Raw genomic sequence first — 15,492 nt, forward strand, 5'->3', positions numbered from 1 at the left:
TCTGAAGCAAATTTATCAAATAATTTTTACACCATTGTTAAATTCTGTTAAATTATTGATAAAAAAATCAGCTTTTTCTTCTAAAACAGGAAAGTGAATCCCATTACTTGAAAACAAACCTTCTTCACAATCATATTCTAAATGACCTTTAAAATTTTGCAAATCATCTATTTTAGCAATAGTTGCCACAAATTTTAACTGATCATTTTGTACTACTTCAGTATATTGAGCTGCAAAGTTAATTATTTTTTCAACATTATTATCAATAATTTTGACATTTTTATAAATAAAATCATAAAAACATTTGTTATTTTGAGGAATCTTCAAATAATTATTCAATTCTTTATCAACTATAACGTTTTCGTAACTTCCATTAAATGAACTTAAAAGCGAAATAAAAATAAATTTTCTTACAATATCTCTATTATAATCATCCTTATAATGACCAGCTTCAAATAAAATCGTTGGAGTGTTTTGCGTTGTGAAATAATCACCTGTACAATTGACATTGTAACCATCATCAAAACGCCCAACTTGATTTGGAATATAAAGTTGTAACGCATTATTCATATTGTTTATTATATGAATTGCTTTTAAACGCACCTCATTATATTCTCTATCTTCATTATATGCTGGTGATAAAAAAGAAACCGTTGCAGGTAAATTAAAGTCTTCTGTACCGAAAATAGTTCGCTGATCATGTAAATTATAGCAGTAATCTGGCAGAAAATTTTTATAAACACTATGCAAGATTTGCATTTCAGGTTGAGTAGTATTAAAAGCATCTCTATTTAGATCTACTTTATCAGCATTTTCTCTCGTATACAAGAAAGCACCATCTGGATTTAACATAGGAATGCATATTAAGGTATAACCCGATTTAATTCTTTTTGCTATTTCATTATCTGATTGTAAAAAATTAAAGAAATCAAATAAACCTTTTGTAGTTGTTGATTCATTTCCGTGCATTTGAGACCACATCAAAATTTTGGTAGTTCCATTTCCAATTTTTACTTGATGAATAACTCTTCCTTGAACCGATTTTCCAATTTCTGTAATTTCAAAATCTGAATTTAATGATTTTAAAATAGGTAAAATAGTATCTAAATGAATATACTTTCCTTTTAGTTTTGGTTCTAAATATTGAGTTGCTAATTGTAAATAATCCATGGCTTTCTTTTGATTTACAAATGTAAACAACTTATTTTTTACATTTGTAAACATTTAAATTTACAATAAAATTCACTTTTGTAAACGGGTTTAATTACTCCTTACATTGACTTCTATTGCATTAATTTACAATATTAAATATGTTAATATATTTAGTTTCTAATTATTTAAAATCAATTAGTTATGCTATTCTATGTAAAGTTTAAATTAAATTGTATTTGTACTATTTACATCTGTAAACTTGTATATTTCTTTTGCTTTGTTTACATTTGTAACTCTTTAATTCAAAACAGCTATTTACAATGGTAAACATTGATGATTTTATTAAACGGTTAGAAATCATACTCGATTATTACAATTTATCAGCTTCTGCTTTTGCTGATAAAATCAATGTGCAGCGATCAAGTTTGTCTCACCTACTCTCTGGTAGAAATAAACCTAGCTTGGATTTTATCATCAAAGTAATTGAAGTTTTCCCTGAAGTAGATTTGTATTGGATTTTGAATGGAAAAGGAAATTTTCCAAAATCAGAAAATGTAGTGACGACAGTTTTAGAAACTGAAAAGAAATCTCCTTCACAACCATTTCTAGAAAACACTAATTCAGAACTTGATTTATTTTCGACTGTAGAAAAAAGAATTACTCCTATTCTTCCAGAACCTAATCCTGTAGAATCGATTAGAACAGAAAATAATTCTGACGAAGAAATTGAGCGTATTGTAGTGTTTTTTAAAAATGGAACGTTTAAAAACTACAAAGCATAAAAAAACTCTGAATTGCTCCAGAGTTCTATTTTTAAATATCCGTGAAACTTTTTTCAGGAATTTTACCAATTACATCTTTGTAATACGATTTTAAAAATTTTAAATCAGCTTCAATATTTCCTGTTGGGTAAAATGGTTCGTGATACACCACTTGTTTTCTTCCGTAATCAAACGCTACAGGAATAATTGGAACATTTGCTTTTAGTGCCATGTAATAAAAACCTGTTTTCCATTCGGTTACTTTTTTTCTTGTACCTTCTGGAGCAATAGCTAATCTGAAAACTTCTTTTTCATTAAATATTTTTGCGATAGTATCTACTTTATTCTCGTTTTTTTGACGATTTAAAGGTGTTCCTCCTGTCCACGTAAAGAAATAATTAAAAGGAAATACAAATAATTCCTTTTTAGCAACATAGTTAATTTCTAAATTTAGAATTCCTCGAGAGAAAATTCCTAGAAAGAAATCCCACCAACTAGTGTGTGGAACGGCTATTAACACACATTTTTTAACTTCTGGTGCAATTGTACCGATTACTTTCCAACCAAAAATTTGGCAGAAAATAAATTTGTATATAATTTGTTTCATTAGAGACTATTTTGAGACAAAAATAAAATTATATTTACGATTACAAACAAAATTACATGATTAAGCGCGTATTGAGTTTTTTATTACCTATAAAAATTCATCAAAAGAAATCGGTTTACAGTAAAAATCTAGAAGTTACCTGGAATAATGGGTATTTGGTTTTGGATTCGGAGAATACCAATTATTCCTTCGGAAGCTTACAACGTGTGCTTAAAAAAGGATTGAAATATATAGGCTACGAACGAATTCAGAATTTCAATTCTATACTTGTTTTAGGAGTTGCTGGCGGAAGTGTAATTGAAACGCTAAAAAAAGAAATCAAATTTAAAGGTAGAATCACAGGAGTAGAAATTGATGCTGATGTGATTGAATTAGCAAAGAAATATTTTGGATTAGGAAACTATAACAATGTTTCAATTGTAAATGACGACGCTTTTGAATTTGTTTTAAAAACCAAAGAAAAATACGATTTAATTATTATTGATATTTTTCAAGATACTACAATGCCCAACTTTCTATTTGAAGATTTCTTTATTAATCGTATTAACTTTTTACTTAACGTAAATGGATTTATCTTGTTTAATACTATGGTTTTAGGTTATCAAGATAGAAGAAGAAATGTTGATTATAAAAATAAATTTGATACTAATTATTCGGTAAGATTGTATCCAAAAATTGAAGTGCACAACGAATTGTTTACCATTAAAAAATTATCGTAATGAGCATAGTTAAAAAATTATTAGTTGGAAAAGTTAATAAACTCAACCACCATAATTTTAGTCCATTAAAAAAAACAATTCTAAATATTAGAGCTATTTGGAACAATGATCATGAAGAAGATAACGGAATTGAAAAAATCGTTCGCTTGTTTTTATCTTCTTCCCAACTCCTATTTCCAGGCATATATATCAAACATTTTGCAAATAAACTGGGGTACGAATACAAAGATTTGGCTATGGATTTTTATATTTTGGCTAAAGTTGTATTTCCTATTTTAATTCTTGTTAATAATTGGCAAACCAATCACTTTGTGGTTTTTATATTGATTTATATTCTTTTAGAGACGGTTTTGTACATTCCAACCCTAATTTTTGCTTCTGATTTGTTTTCCCAACCTCGTTCTTATAAAAGATCAATGTTGTTGCTATTTTTCAATTATTTAGAATCTGTTTTAGCTTTTGCAGTATTTTACAGAACTGGAGATTACTTGAATGCACCTTTAAATAATTGGTTTGATGCCGTTTATTATAGTTTTGTTACTTCATCTACCATTGGTTATGGAGAATATTATCCTGTTGCAACAATAGGTAAAGTTTTCACAATTTTGCAAGTGTTTTTATTTCTGTTTTTTGTTATTCTTTTTATGAATTTTTTCTCATCAAAAATTAAAACAAAAGGCTATTTTAGTGATAAAACAGATTAATTTTTTAGCAATTTTCTAGCTTTTTCTAAATCTTCTGGAGTATCAATTCCGATGCTTCCATGAGAAGTTTCGACCATTTTAATACGTTTTCCGTATTCTAAATAACGAAGTTGTTCTAATTTTTCAGAAGCTTCTAACGATAACATAGGTAAACGGTAAAAATCCATTAAAGCTTCTTTTCTAAAAGCGTAAATTCCAATGTGTTTCATATAGCGCACTCCAACATTTTCCTCTCTAGGATAAGGAATTACCGAACGCGAAAAATATAACGCAAAACCTTGTTGGTCTGTTATAACTTTTACGTTATTTGGATTGTTAACTTCTTCTTTATCAACTATTTGAAACATCAAAGAGCCTAAATCGACTTTCTTTTCTAAATCGTTTTTAAAAACTTCAATTAGTTCTTCTAAAGGTTTTTTATTGATAAAAGGTTCATCGCCTTGAACGTTAATTACAACATCAACATCCATATGTTCAACAGCTTCTGCAATTCTGTCGCTTCCGCTTTCGTGTTCTTTTATTGACATGATGGCTTTTCCTCCATTCGAAATAATTTCGTTGAAAATCAAATCGGAATCCGTCACTACAAAAACATCATCAAATAAATTCGTAGAAATAGCTGCTTCATACGTTCTGAGAATTACAGTTTTGCCTCCTAAATCTTGCATTAATTTTGCAGGGAAACGTGTGGAAGCATATCGAGCGGGAATTACAGCTATTATTTTCATGTTTGATTTTGTTTGATTACAAAAGTATTAATTTTCGAAAAACTCATCCTTAAATCCGATTAAATATAATTTTTCTTCGGCACGTGTGATGGCAGTGTATAACCAACGGACATAATCTACATCAATTCCATCAGGTAAATATGGTTGTTCTACAAAAACGGTTTTCCATTGACCACCTTGCGATTTATGACACGTTATTGCATACGAAAATTTCACCTGAAGCGCATTGAAATAAGGGTTTTCTTTTACTTTCTGTAATTTTTTATATTGTTGGCGTTCTTCTTCATAATCCAACAACACTTCTTGATACAATTTATTCGATTCTTCATATGTCAACGAAGGTGATTCGCTCATAATCGTATCCAACATAATAACGGTGTCAAACGGAATTTGGTTTGGATAATCCACCATTCTGATTTTTACAGTAGCGAATTTGAATCCATACAGTTCTTGAATTTTTCTGATTTCTAGAATTTCGACAATATCACCATTAGCAATAAATCCGGCTTCAGAATTTTCGGGTAACCAAAAATAATTGTTTTTAACTACCATTAAATAATCTCCAGTAGAAATTTCACTTTCTTTGGACAAAATAGAGGCTCTAATTTGTTGGTTGTATTGATTCGCTCTTTTATTCGAACGCAAAATAAAAGCGGTATCTTCTATGCTATAATTATCATACGCTTGATGAATGGCATCTTGAATTTCGTAACCATCTTGCAAGCGAACAATATCCTTAAACCCTTTTAATTTGAATTGGAACGTATCAATAAAATGCGAATGCAATAATTCTCGTAATTGGGTAGCATTGTACAAAATGCCAGAATGCTCCGCTTGACGCATCACTTCATCCAACTCAATATGATGTACATTTTTTTGGTAATGAAGCGAAAGCGAGTCAATATCCAAAGCTGGACTCACACTCATATTTACAGGCGGCAACTGAGCGGTATCACCTATTAATAAGAGTTTGCAATTATTCCCAGCATCCACATAAAAAAACAAATCATCTAACAACGAACCATTTTCATACAATTTTGAATCTTGATTATTATCCGAAATCATAGAAGATTCATCAACTATAAAAAGAGTATTTTTAAATTTATTTTGTTGCAAAGTAAAACTTACTCCTCCTGTTTTATTTTTTTTGGGAAAATAAATTCGCTTATGAATCGTATATGCAGGTTTTCCAGAATAATTACTGATTACTTTTGCTGCTCTACCTGTTGGTGCTAGTAATACAGCTTTCATATTAATATCGCCTAAATTATTAATAACAGTAGAAATTATAGTTGTTTTACCTGTTCCGGCATAACCTTTGAGGATAAAAATATCATCAGACGTCGAGTTCAAAATAAAATCGGCAATTTTCTGAAAAAAAATATCCTGTTTTAGAGTGGGTTGATGCGGAAAATTCTTTTGTAATAAATTGTAAAACAGCTTGTAAGTCATAAAAAAGATTTGGCCAATATTAATTTTTCAAATATACTGAATGATTTTTACAAGAAATTCTTTTGTGTAGAAAAAAAAATTGTAGATTTGCGTACCTATTTAACTAAAAATAAATTAATCAAATGTTAGAAATTGCTATTTATTTAGTCGTATTAATTATTTTAATCTTTGCGTTGGTTAAACTAATTGACAAATTTGTTACTCCAGGAAATAAAAAAGTATTCACTATTGTATTATGGGGAATTTCTCTTTTTCTTGTATATTTAATATACGCTTCGATTATGAAACCAATCGAGTTTCAAAATGAAAAAGAAGCTCGCTACGAAGTAGCTGTTAAAACAATGTTAGACATTAAAAAATTACAAACAGGTTACAAGTCTGTTCATGGAAAATATGCTGACACTTTTGATGAATTAGTGAAATTTGTTGAAAATGGCGAATTTGAAATTATTTCAAGAAGAGATACTGCTGTAATTGATGCTGCTAAAAATGCTGCTTTTGGTATTAAAGTTGGTGCTGACGGAGTTGGTGGTTTCTTTAAAGATGAAGTAATTATTACAAAATTAGGAACTGTTAAAGTAAAAGATTCATTATTTAAAAATTCTGACAGATACAAAAGATTAAATGTTGTAAAAGTTGGTGAAGTTGAAGTTCCTGTAGTTATGAAAACAGGTGTAGTTTCAAGAAACGACATGAATCTTTCTGTTTTCCAAGCTATTATTGATAAAAATGCTTTATTAAAAGATTTAGATCAAGAATTAGTAAAACAAGAAAATAAAGTAGAGTCTATTGACGAAATCAATGGTCCTCAAATTATTTTAGGTTCTTTAGAAGAAGTTACTCTTACAGGAAACTGGCCAAAAAAATATGGTAATAACGAATAACGACATTACTCAAAAAACATATAAAAAGTTGTCCATTCAGGTTTCCTTGAGTGGACTTTCTTTTTGTGTATTTGATTTACTTTCCAACAAAGTAATAAACAGCATGTCAATTCTCTTTGAAAAAAACAAAGTAATTGAAGAACAATTGTGGAGAACCTTTGTGGATTATCCCATTCTGACAAAATCATTTGATGAAGTAATGGTAATTCATGATAATAACTTGAACACTTTTGTGCCTACTTCCCTATTTGATGTTCATTTTTTAGCAAGTTATTTGCAATACAATACCAAAGTTTTTGAAACGGATTTTTTTATCTATGATGTTATTTTTCCTTACGAAATGAATAATGTTTATGTTCCTTTCGTTAATATCAATAACTTTTTATTAGATCAATACGAAACTTTTGAATACCAAAATGCGAATTCTATTTTAGTAAAACAACTTTTGGATTTGTCCAAGAATAAAGAAGAAAAACAAGTTTTTATTCATCTTCAAAAAGAGCATTTTGAAATTGTTGTGGTAAAAAATCAACAATTGTTACTTTTCAATTCATTTCAATACAATACACCAGAAGATTTTATTTATTTCATCTTGTTTACCTGTGAACAATTGCAATTAAATCCAGAAACTATTTCGGTTCAGCTTTTTGGAAATTGTACGGAAGAAGATGCGTTTTTTAAAATTGCATACCAATACATTAGAAATTGTACTTTACTTGATGTTTCAAACAAAGCTTCAATCTTAGACGTTTCTTCTGCAGAATTGCGAAATCACTTTATACTTTATCATTCATGAGAATTATCTCCGGAAAACACAAAGGACGCCGTTTAGTAGCTCCAAAAAACTTACCTGTTCGTCCTACAACCGACATGTGTAAAGAATCCTTATTCAATATTTTGAATAATTATTTTAATTTTCATGGATTAAAAGTTTTGGATTTATTCTCAGGAACTGGAAACATCAGTTACGAATTTGCTTCTCGTGGTGCTGGACCAATAACTAGTGTTGATGGTGATATGGGTTGTGTTAATTTCATCAAAAAAACGGCAACGGAATTAGATTTAGATATTTGTGTAATTAAGAGTGATGTTTTCAAATTTTTAGAAAAAAGCAAAGCAAGTTATGATATTATTTTTGCTGATCCACCATATGATTTGAGTCAGGAAAATTTTGAAAAAATCATTCAACTTATTTTTGAAAACGAACTTTTAGACGAAGAAGGAATGTTAATTGTAGAACATTCAAAACATACCAAATTAGATCATTTGACTAATTTTTCTTTTTCAAAAAGTTACGGAGGTTCTGTATTTTCTTTTTACGAGTTTGAAAGTGACGAAGAAGAAGATTATGAAGAGGAAGACGAAGGATAAAATCGTCACAAAATAAAAAAGCAGACCTATAAGCCGGATTCTGTCTCCGAATAAATCGGAGCCTTATCATTTATCTAGATTACGCATTACTACGTAACTCAAGCTGCCTACCCTTCAACATCGGACGAGTCGCCCTTATTCTGATTACTCAGAAACTGCTGATATACTTGGCATTTCACCGCATAGAGTTTACCTGGTTTCACTACAGCATTACCTGTACATACTTTCTGTTGCACTTGTCCTCACCTTTCGATGGATGGGCGTTACCCACTATGCTACTCTGTGGTGTCCGGACTTTCCTCCCCGCCAAGGCGGGACGATAAGGCGGTCTGCGGTGCAAACTTACGATAATTTATAACGTTTTAAATAAATTTTAATACATAGTTTAACATAATCTTTAGCTTTTAAAAGCTAATATATTCGTAAATTTATAGATTGCAAATTTATAATACTTAATTCTTATGTCAACTATTTATCACTACGCTTCTGTCTCCGAAGCGCTTATAAAATTAAGAGAGAAAGGGTTTACATTTGATTTCAATCAAAATGAAGAAGATATTATTTTGCATCCCGAAGATTATACCATCAACCACATTTATCATTACGAAGGAAATTCAAATCCAGATGATGAAGCAACCGTTTACGGAATAGTTTCTAAATATGGATTAAAAGGCGTTTTTGTAACTGGAACTTCTGCTAATTCTTCTGATAAAAATGCTGAAGCTATTGCTAAACTTTCAATTAAAGGCAAGCATTCCACAACTCTTTAATAGCAAAATATCAAATTGTGAATAACTTTTATAAAGATTCCCTCCAATTTGAATTGCGGAATTTGCTTTTTGGAATTTCCCAACCTATATTTGTGTTTCAATAGAATTTATGGAACAATTTATCGTATCAGCTCGTAAATATCGTCCGCAGACATTTAAAGATGTTGTGGGCCAACAAGCTATTACCAATACGTTGTTGAATGCTATTGAAACGAATCACTTGGCACAAGCCTTATTATTTACTGGACCTCGTGGTGTAGGAAAAACAACCTGTGCCCGAATTCTAGCTCGAAAAATCAATCAAGAAGGTTATGATGATCCGTATGAGGATTTCTCATTTAACGTTTTTGAATTAGATGCGGCTTCTAATAATGGTGTTGATGATATTAGAAGTATTATCGACCAAGTAAGAATACCTCCACAAACCGGAAAATATAAGGTATATATCATTGACGAGGTGCACATGCTTTCACAAGCAGCTTTTAATGCTTTCTTGAAAACATTAGAAGAACCACCTAAGCATGCCATTTTCATTTTAGCAACTACCGAGAAACATAAAATTATTCCAACGATTTTATCCCGTTGTCAAATTTTTGATTTCAAAAGAATTACGGTTAAAGATGCGAAAGAACACTTAGCCGAAATTGCGAAAGAACAAGGAATTACTTTTGAAGATGACGCACTTCACATCATTGCTCAAAAAGCAGATGGTGCTATGCGTGATGCTTTGTCTATTTTTGACAGAGTAGTTTCATATTGCGGAAATAACTTAACTCGTCAAGCAGTAACAGAAAACTTAAACGTTTTAGATTTTGAATATTACATCAAAATCACTGATTTAATTTTAGAAAATAAGATTCCAGATTTACTTTTAGCTTACAATGACATTTTAGCAAAAGGTTTTGATGGACATCATTTTATTGCTGGCTTGGCTTCGCATTTTAGAGATTTATTGGTTTGTAAAAATCCTGCAACTTTATCTTTATTGGAAGCGGGAGAACATGCCCAAAGTTTATATGCAGCTCAATCTCACAAAGCGATGCACGATTTCTTATTGAAAGGAATTGAATTAGCTAATGAGTGTGATTTGAAATATAAAGTCAGTCAAAATCAGCGCCTTTTAGTCGAGCTTTGTTTGATGCAATTAGCCTCTATCACTTTTGATGGAGAAAAAAAAAAGTAGCTAAATTTATCATTCCGGCTACATATTACAAGAACAACTCCTACTCTATTTCGGAAGTTTCTTCATTAAAAACTCAAGTTCCAACTGAAGAAATTCAACCTGTTGTAAAAACAGAACCAATAGTTAGCGAGCCGATCGCGTCTTCAATTCCTGAAGTTCAAAGTGAAGTAGTTGCTCCAATTGTTCCTGAAATACCAAAACCTGTTTTAACGAATTTAAATCCGACAGGAACTAAAGTTTCAGCACTTTCTTTGGCGAGTATTAAAGCCAAAAAAGAATTAGAAGCCCAACAACAAACCTTTCAAAAACACAGAGAAGAATTGCCTTCGGAAACGTTTAACGAAACCGATATGTTGTTGCAATGGAATAAATTTGCTCAAAAAATGACCGATAGTGGCAAGCGTTTATTAGCAACATACATGCAAATGAACGATCCAACATTAAACGGCACCACTATAACTTTAGAACTTCCAAATCAAAGTACGAAAGAGGAATTTTTATCGGGTTGCCATGAATTAATGGGTTATTTAAGAGGAAAATTACACAACCACGATATTACTATTGAAGTTGTTGTAAACGAAACTACCGAAAATAAATACGCTTTTACACCACAAGAGAAATTTGAACGTTTAAAACAAATTAATCCAGCTTTAGACTTGTTGAGAAAGACGTTTGATTTGGATGTTTAAGGAAAATTTAGAAGTAGCATTGAAGCAAAACGCTGTTATAAGCCTTTTTTTTTAGAATACTTTCCACCATTTTTCTTTTTTAGTCAACTGTTTAATTGTTAAAGTCTTTTTCGGTTTTGGTTTTGTTAATTCAGATTCAAATTGTTTATCTGCTGCATTATTCATACCCCAACATGCTGTCCATGACGGTTTGAATAAATAACCTTTTCCGTCATGATTTTTATTGTCATACTCTAAATCCACTGAAATTTTTCCAATTTTTTCGTAAATATCGGCATAGTCTTTATAAAATAAGTCGGGCATATACCAAGTTACATCCGCTTTGTCTTGCCACTGTCCAAAATTGCAAATTAGAACTTCTGTATTTTGAAAGTCTTTAATTGTCGGTTTATTGCTTTGATTCAGTCGAGTAGTTACTACTAAGTTATATGCAGTTTCTGGATTATTGTCTGTTGCTAAAACAACTGCTCCGCCATAATTACCATTTGATAATTTAAAAACCAAACAGTCGCCTGTTGCGAAAATTGGTGTTTTTAATTTTTTTCTTTTTCTTGGTTTAGCTTTTGGTCTGTCAGACTTTATTTTTTCAAGGAACTTGTCAAGTGCAATTTTTCGTTTTTTAATGTCTTGTTCACTTGCTCCAAGAGAAAGCCAAATTTTCAAGTCTACACCTGATAATATTATTTCTTCAACTTTCGATATAATTTTTGGGTCAAGAGATTTTGTCTCCCATTGGGCTAAAGCTAGAGCAAACCACAAACTATTTTTTTCTTCTTCTATTTCAAGAATTTCCCAATTGTCTTCAATGATTTTTTTGGAAATGATTTCGGGTTGTCCACCCTTGTTATAGAAGTCAAAAAATTCGCTGTAAACGTCAGCAAATGCGTCATTGTCTTTTATAGATGTTCCCCAAGTCCCCATGTCTGTTTTATTTTTCTAAAATGGCTAATAACTAGTAAACATCATCAAATCTTCCCATAATACATCGCTTTCACGATACCATCGGATAATCCAATTTTTGGTACGTAAATATGACGGGCGCCACTCCATTTCATGGCGTTAAGATAGATTCTTGTTGCTGGAATAATTACATCGGCGCGGTCTGGGTTTAAACCTATTTCGGCAATTCTTTGTTCGTAGGTCATGCTGTTCAATTTTTGATATTGCGAACTTACATACACATACGAAAGCGGTTTATCTTGTTGTTTTTCAGATAATTTGAATAATTTATTAATATTTCCACCAGAACCAATTAAGGTGATATCTTCAAAAGGTTCGGTATTGGTTTTAATCCATTTTTCAATTTCTTGCCAAACGACTTCGTTTACCATGTTATTCAACAAACGAACGGTTCCATTTTTGAATGATTTAGATGCGATGATTTTACCTTCGTAGAATAAAGAAAATTCGGTACTTCCTCCACCAACATCAACATACAAATAAGCTTTATCAGTACTAATAAATTGTTTTAAATCGGATGCCGCAATAATCGCGGCTTCTTTTTTACCATCAATGATATCAATTTTTATATCGGCTTTCTTTTTGATGATTTCAACTACTTCTTTTCCGTTGTAAGCTTCGCGCATTGCCGATGTTGCACAAGCTTGATATTTTTCTACCTTGTGTACTTTCATCAATAATTTGAAAGCTTTCATGGCATCAATCATTCTTTCAATATTTTGCTCGGTAATTTCGCCTACGGTAAAAGCGTCTTGCCCCAAACGAATGGGAACACGAACTAAGGAACTTTTGTTGAATTGTGTTGGATGTCCTTCTTGCTCCACAATATTCGTCACCAATAACCTCATGGCATTGGAACCAATATCGATAGCTGCATATTTTTTTATTGTAATCATTTATCCTTTATTATTGCAACTCTTCTGCAATTACGTCTAATTTGTTTTGGTAATAATTATACATTTCTTGTTGGGCTCTGAATGGTTTTTCATCACCACGTTTTCTGTAACGATTTAATAAATCAGCAGAATGAATACGAGCTTTTACATTAGCTTTCCAACCTATTTCGAAAGTTTCAATTAATTCTTTTCTAATTTCAGGATCATAAATAGGACATGTTACTTCTACTCTTGCGTCTAAATTACGTGTCATGAAATCGGCTGATGAAATGAATACTTCAGGATCACCTGCATTTCCAAAAATATAAATTCGCGAATGTTCTAAATAATTATCTACTATGCTGATGGCTTCAATATTTTCGCTCAACCCTTTTACTCCAGGAATTAAACAACAAATTCCTCTAATTATCAATTGAATTTTTACTCCAGCCTGACTTGCTTCATACAATTTATCCGTCATTTTAAAATCGGATATACTGTTCATTTTTAATTTAATATATGCTTCTTTTCCAGAAAGCGCATTTAGAATTTCTCTGTCAATTAATTTGTTAAAACGACTTCTTGTGTAATGAGGCGAAACAATTAAATGCTTGTAACGATGTACACGATAATTCACATCAAAGAAATCGAAAATCTTAGCAGCGTCTTTTAAAATTTCTGTATTACTTGTAAATAAAGTCACATCGGTGTAAACTTTTGCTGAATTTTCATTGAAATTTCCGGTTGAAATAAATCCGTAACGTTTTACTCTTCCTTCTTCAATTCTTTCAATAACACAAATTTTACTATGCACTTTTAAACCTTTTACTCCAAAAATCAATTCGATTCCTTCCGTTTGCATTTGTTCGGAATATGAAATATTACTTTCTTCATCAAAACGCGCTTGTAATTCAATTTGAACTGTTACTTTTTTACCGTTTTTTGCTGCATTGATTAACGAACTTACAATTTGAGAGTTCTTAGCCAAACGATATAGTGTAATTTTTATAGAAGCTACTTTTGGATCTAAAGCCGCTTCTCGCAAAAATTTAATGATATAAGAAAACGACTGATATGGCGCATAAAGCAAGTAATCTTTCTTTTTAATTCGTTCTAAAATACTTCCTTCTAATGATAATCCTGGAACTGGTAATGGTAAGTTTTCTCTGTAAAGCAAGTCGTATCGACCTAAATTTGGGAAGTTCATATAATCTCTACGATTGTGATATCTTCCACCGGGAATAATACTGTCAGAACTTAAAATATTCATTCCTTTAAGGAAAAATTCTAAGGTATCTTTTCCAATTGCTTGATCATAAACAAAACGAACAGGCTCACCCACTCTCCTTTCTTTAACGGAATTGGAAATTTTTTCCATTAAACTTTTACTCAAATCACTATCGAATTCCAACTGAGCATCACGAGTAATTTTAATCATGTGCGCTGAAATCGTTTTGTAATCAAAAATATTAAATATACTATTTAAGTTAAGACGGATAACATCATCAAGAAGAATAATATACTGTTTGTCAGAATTAGAAGGAAGAACTACAAATCGGTTAATCGTATTAGGAATTTCGATTACTGCATATTTAATCTCTTCGCTTTGAGATTCTGATTTCATAACCAATTTAATTGCTAAATATCCCGAAGTATCTTTTAAAAGAGGAAATTCTTCTAAGTCATTTAACATGATAGTTACTACAGCCGGACTAACTTTTTGAATGAAATAATCGTGAATAAAATTTTCTTGATCTTTAGTAACTTGATTTTCGTTAATAATGAAAATATTTTCTTTTTCCAGCTTTTTTTCAATTTCACTTAAAATACGTAAACTTTCCGATTGTTGTTCGATAACAATATCGGTAATTTCTTTAAGTAATTGTTCAGCCGGAACTCCCAGGATTTTTTCAGTTTCATTAGTTTCAAGACTCATACGACGAATTGCCGCATAACGCACTCTGAAAAATTCGTCTAAGTTATTGGAGAAAATTCCAAGAAAACGAAATCGATCTAATAATGGTACATTTTCATCATTGGCTTCCTGTAATACTCTCGCATTAAATGTTAACCAACTTTTTTCTCTATCGATATAGTTATTTATGGTATTATTCATTTTTAAAATGGCTTGGAAATAATGTTGCTATGGTTTTTCCTTTTGATAAATTGTTCCAATCGTCAATGTCAAATTGCAAAGCAACTACACCCGAAGTAGGAACATTATCAATGTAAAGGTCTCCAAATTTATTAACAAATTTTGTAATAGCTTCATTATGTCCAAAAAGAATTAGACTATCATATGAATTTTCACATTTTTTTATGTTTTTTTCTAAGCTCTTAGCATCAAAAGTGTATAAATCCTCTGAAAAATGGATAGTTTCAAGCGGAATAGAAAGGTATTGAGAAAATATAAAAGCGGTTTCTTGAGTCCTTTTTGCTTTACTACTCCATACAATATAAGATGGTGGTAAAATTTCAGGCGTTTTTGCAGCAATTAAATGTGCATCTTTAACTCCTCGTTGGGAGATTGATCTTTCAATATCTTGGACTGGTGCATCCCAACTTGACTTTGAATGTCTAATAAGTATTAAATTTTTCATAGTTATTAGTTTAGAGATTCAAATTACTACTTTTTTT

17 protein-coding genes and 1 other RNA gene are annotated in these 15,492 nt (G+C 30.9%); 9 read left to right on the top strand and 9 right to left on the bottom strand.

Annotation, left to right across the window (positions count from 1 at the left end; all coding sequences use genetic code 11):
• Positions 1–15: 15 nt before the first annotated feature.
• Entirely contained in the window at positions 16–1,224 is a 1,209-nt protein-coding gene (locus IM755_RS08265) for a M14 family metallopeptidase (protein WP_317172443.1), read from the bottom strand.
• A 248-nt stretch (positions 1,225–1,472) separates the two neighbouring features.
• On the opposite strand from IM755_RS08265, the gene IM755_RS08270 reads away from it, so the two are divergent.
• On the top strand, positions 1,473–1,934 hold the full coding sequence (locus IM755_RS08270) for a helix-turn-helix domain-containing protein (protein ID WP_194095651.1): 462 nt from the start codon (positions 1,473–1,475) through the stop codon (positions 1,932–1,934).
• 31 nt (positions 1,935–1,965) lie between these two features.
• On the opposite strand, the gene IM755_RS08275 is transcribed toward IM755_RS08270, so the two are convergent.
• Complete coding sequence (locus tag IM755_RS08275) at positions 1,966–2,520, bottom strand: 1-acyl-sn-glycerol-3-phosphate acyltransferase (RefSeq protein ID WP_194095653.1); 555 nt, start codon at positions 2,518–2,520, stop codon at positions 1,966–1,968.
• Between the two features lie 56 nt (positions 2,521–2,576).
• Between IM755_RS08275 and IM755_RS08280 the strand changes: the two genes are divergently transcribed.
• Together IM755_RS08280 and IM755_RS08285 are read left to right on the top strand one after the other, a co-directional pair.
• Entirely contained in the window at positions 2,577–3,239 is a 663-nt protein-coding gene (locus tag IM755_RS08280; RefSeq protein ID WP_194095655.1) for a spermidine synthase, read from the top strand.
• Complete coding sequence (locus tag IM755_RS08285; protein WP_194095657.1) at positions 3,239–3,943, top strand: potassium channel family protein; 705 nt, start codon at positions 3,239–3,241, stop codon at positions 3,941–3,943. Before IM755_RS08280 ends, IM755_RS08285 begins: the two co-directional genes overlap by 1 nt.
• Here IM755_RS08285 and kdsB read toward each other — a convergent pair.
• A complete protein-coding gene (gene kdsB / locus IM755_RS08290; protein ID WP_194095659.1) occupies positions 3,940–4,671 on the bottom strand; it encodes a 3-deoxy-manno-octulosonate cytidylyltransferase in 732 nt (243 codons plus the stop codon). The genes IM755_RS08285 and kdsB overlap by 4 nt on opposite strands.
• A gap of 27 nt (positions 4,672–4,698) precedes the next feature.
• Complete coding sequence (locus tag IM755_RS08295) at positions 4,699–6,123, bottom strand: ATP-dependent DNA helicase (RefSeq protein ID WP_194095661.1); 1,425 nt, start codon at positions 6,121–6,123, stop codon at positions 4,699–4,701.
• 122 nt (positions 6,124–6,245) lie between these two features.
• Here IM755_RS08295 and IM755_RS08300 point away from each other — a divergent pair, with 122 nt between their 5' ends.
• From IM755_RS08300 to rsmD, 3 genes are read left to right on the top strand one after another with little or no spacing between them, the layout of a single operon-like run.
• Positions 6,246–7,007, top strand: a complete 762-nt coding sequence (locus tag IM755_RS08300; RefSeq protein WP_194095663.1) for a hypothetical protein — start codon at positions 6,246–6,248, stop codon at positions 7,005–7,007.
• Positions 6,991–7,803 carry a DUF3822 family protein gene (locus IM755_RS08305; RefSeq protein WP_194095665.1) on the top strand — a complete coding sequence of 271 codons (813 nt, stop codon included), beginning with the start codon at positions 6,991–6,993 and terminating at the stop codon, positions 7,801–7,803. The genes IM755_RS08300 and IM755_RS08305 overlap by 17 nt, the downstream gene beginning before the upstream one ends.
• Positions 7,800–8,378 carry a 16S rRNA (guanine(966)-N(2))-methyltransferase RsmD gene (gene rsmD / locus IM755_RS08310; RefSeq protein WP_194095667.1) on the top strand — a complete coding sequence of 193 codons (579 nt, stop codon included), beginning with the start codon at positions 7,800–7,802 and terminating at the stop codon, positions 8,376–8,378. The genes IM755_RS08305 and rsmD overlap by 4 nt, the downstream gene beginning before the upstream one ends.
• Positions 8,379–8,391: 13 nt before the next feature.
• Here rsmD and rnpB read toward each other — a convergent pair.
• Positions 8,392–8,714, bottom strand: an RNA gene (rnpB, locus tag IM755_RS08315) — RNase P RNA component class A.
• A gap of 125 nt (positions 8,715–8,839) precedes the next feature.
• Between rnpB and IM755_RS08320 the strand changes: the two genes are divergently transcribed.
• From IM755_RS08320 to IM755_RS08330, 3 genes are all read left to right on the top strand, one after another.
• A complete protein-coding gene (locus IM755_RS08320) occupies positions 8,840–9,148 on the top strand; it encodes a hypothetical protein (RefSeq protein ID WP_194095669.1) in 309 nt (102 codons plus the stop codon).
• A gap of 109 nt (positions 9,149–9,257) precedes the next feature.
• Complete coding sequence (gene dnaX, locus IM755_RS08325) at positions 9,258–10,331, top strand: DNA polymerase III subunit gamma/tau (RefSeq protein ID WP_194095671.1); 1,074 nt, start codon at positions 9,258–9,260, stop codon at positions 10,329–10,331.
• A gap of 251 nt (positions 10,332–10,582) precedes the next feature.
• Positions 10,583–11,020, top strand: a complete 438-nt coding sequence (locus tag IM755_RS08330; protein WP_228063919.1) for a DNA polymerase III subunit gamma/tau — start codon at positions 10,583–10,585, stop codon at positions 11,018–11,020.
• Positions 11,021–11,071: 51 nt separating this feature from the next.
• Here IM755_RS08330 and IM755_RS08335 read toward each other — a convergent pair whose 3' ends face one another.
• From IM755_RS08335 to IM755_RS08350, 4 genes are read right to left on the bottom strand one after another with little or no spacing between them, the layout of a single operon-like run.
• Entirely contained in the window at positions 11,072–11,941 is an 870-nt protein-coding gene (locus tag IM755_RS08335; protein WP_194095673.1) for a hypothetical protein, read from the bottom strand.
• A 44-nt stretch (positions 11,942–11,985) separates the two neighbouring features.
• Complete coding sequence (locus IM755_RS08340) at positions 11,986–12,876, bottom strand: Ppx/GppA phosphatase family protein (RefSeq protein ID WP_194095675.1); 891 nt, start codon at positions 12,874–12,876, stop codon at positions 11,986–11,988.
• Positions 12,877–12,886: 10 nt separating this feature from the next.
• Positions 12,887–14,971, bottom strand: coding sequence for a polyphosphate kinase 1 (gene ppk1 / locus IM755_RS08345; RefSeq protein WP_194095677.1), 2,085 nt, complete (start codon positions 14,969–14,971; stop codon positions 12,887–12,889).
• Complete coding sequence (locus IM755_RS08350) at positions 14,964–15,455, bottom strand: SixA phosphatase family protein (protein WP_194095679.1); 492 nt, start codon at positions 15,453–15,455, stop codon at positions 14,964–14,966. The genes ppk1 and IM755_RS08350 overlap by 8 nt, the downstream gene beginning before the upstream one ends.
• Between the last annotated feature and the right edge of the window lie 37 nt (positions 15,456–15,492).

This window comes from Flavobacterium proteolyticum (genome assembly GCF_015223105.1).
In the GTDB taxonomy this organism is placed as follows: Bacteria; Bacteroidota; Bacteroidia; order Flavobacteriales; family Flavobacteriaceae; genus Flavobacterium; species Flavobacterium proteolyticum.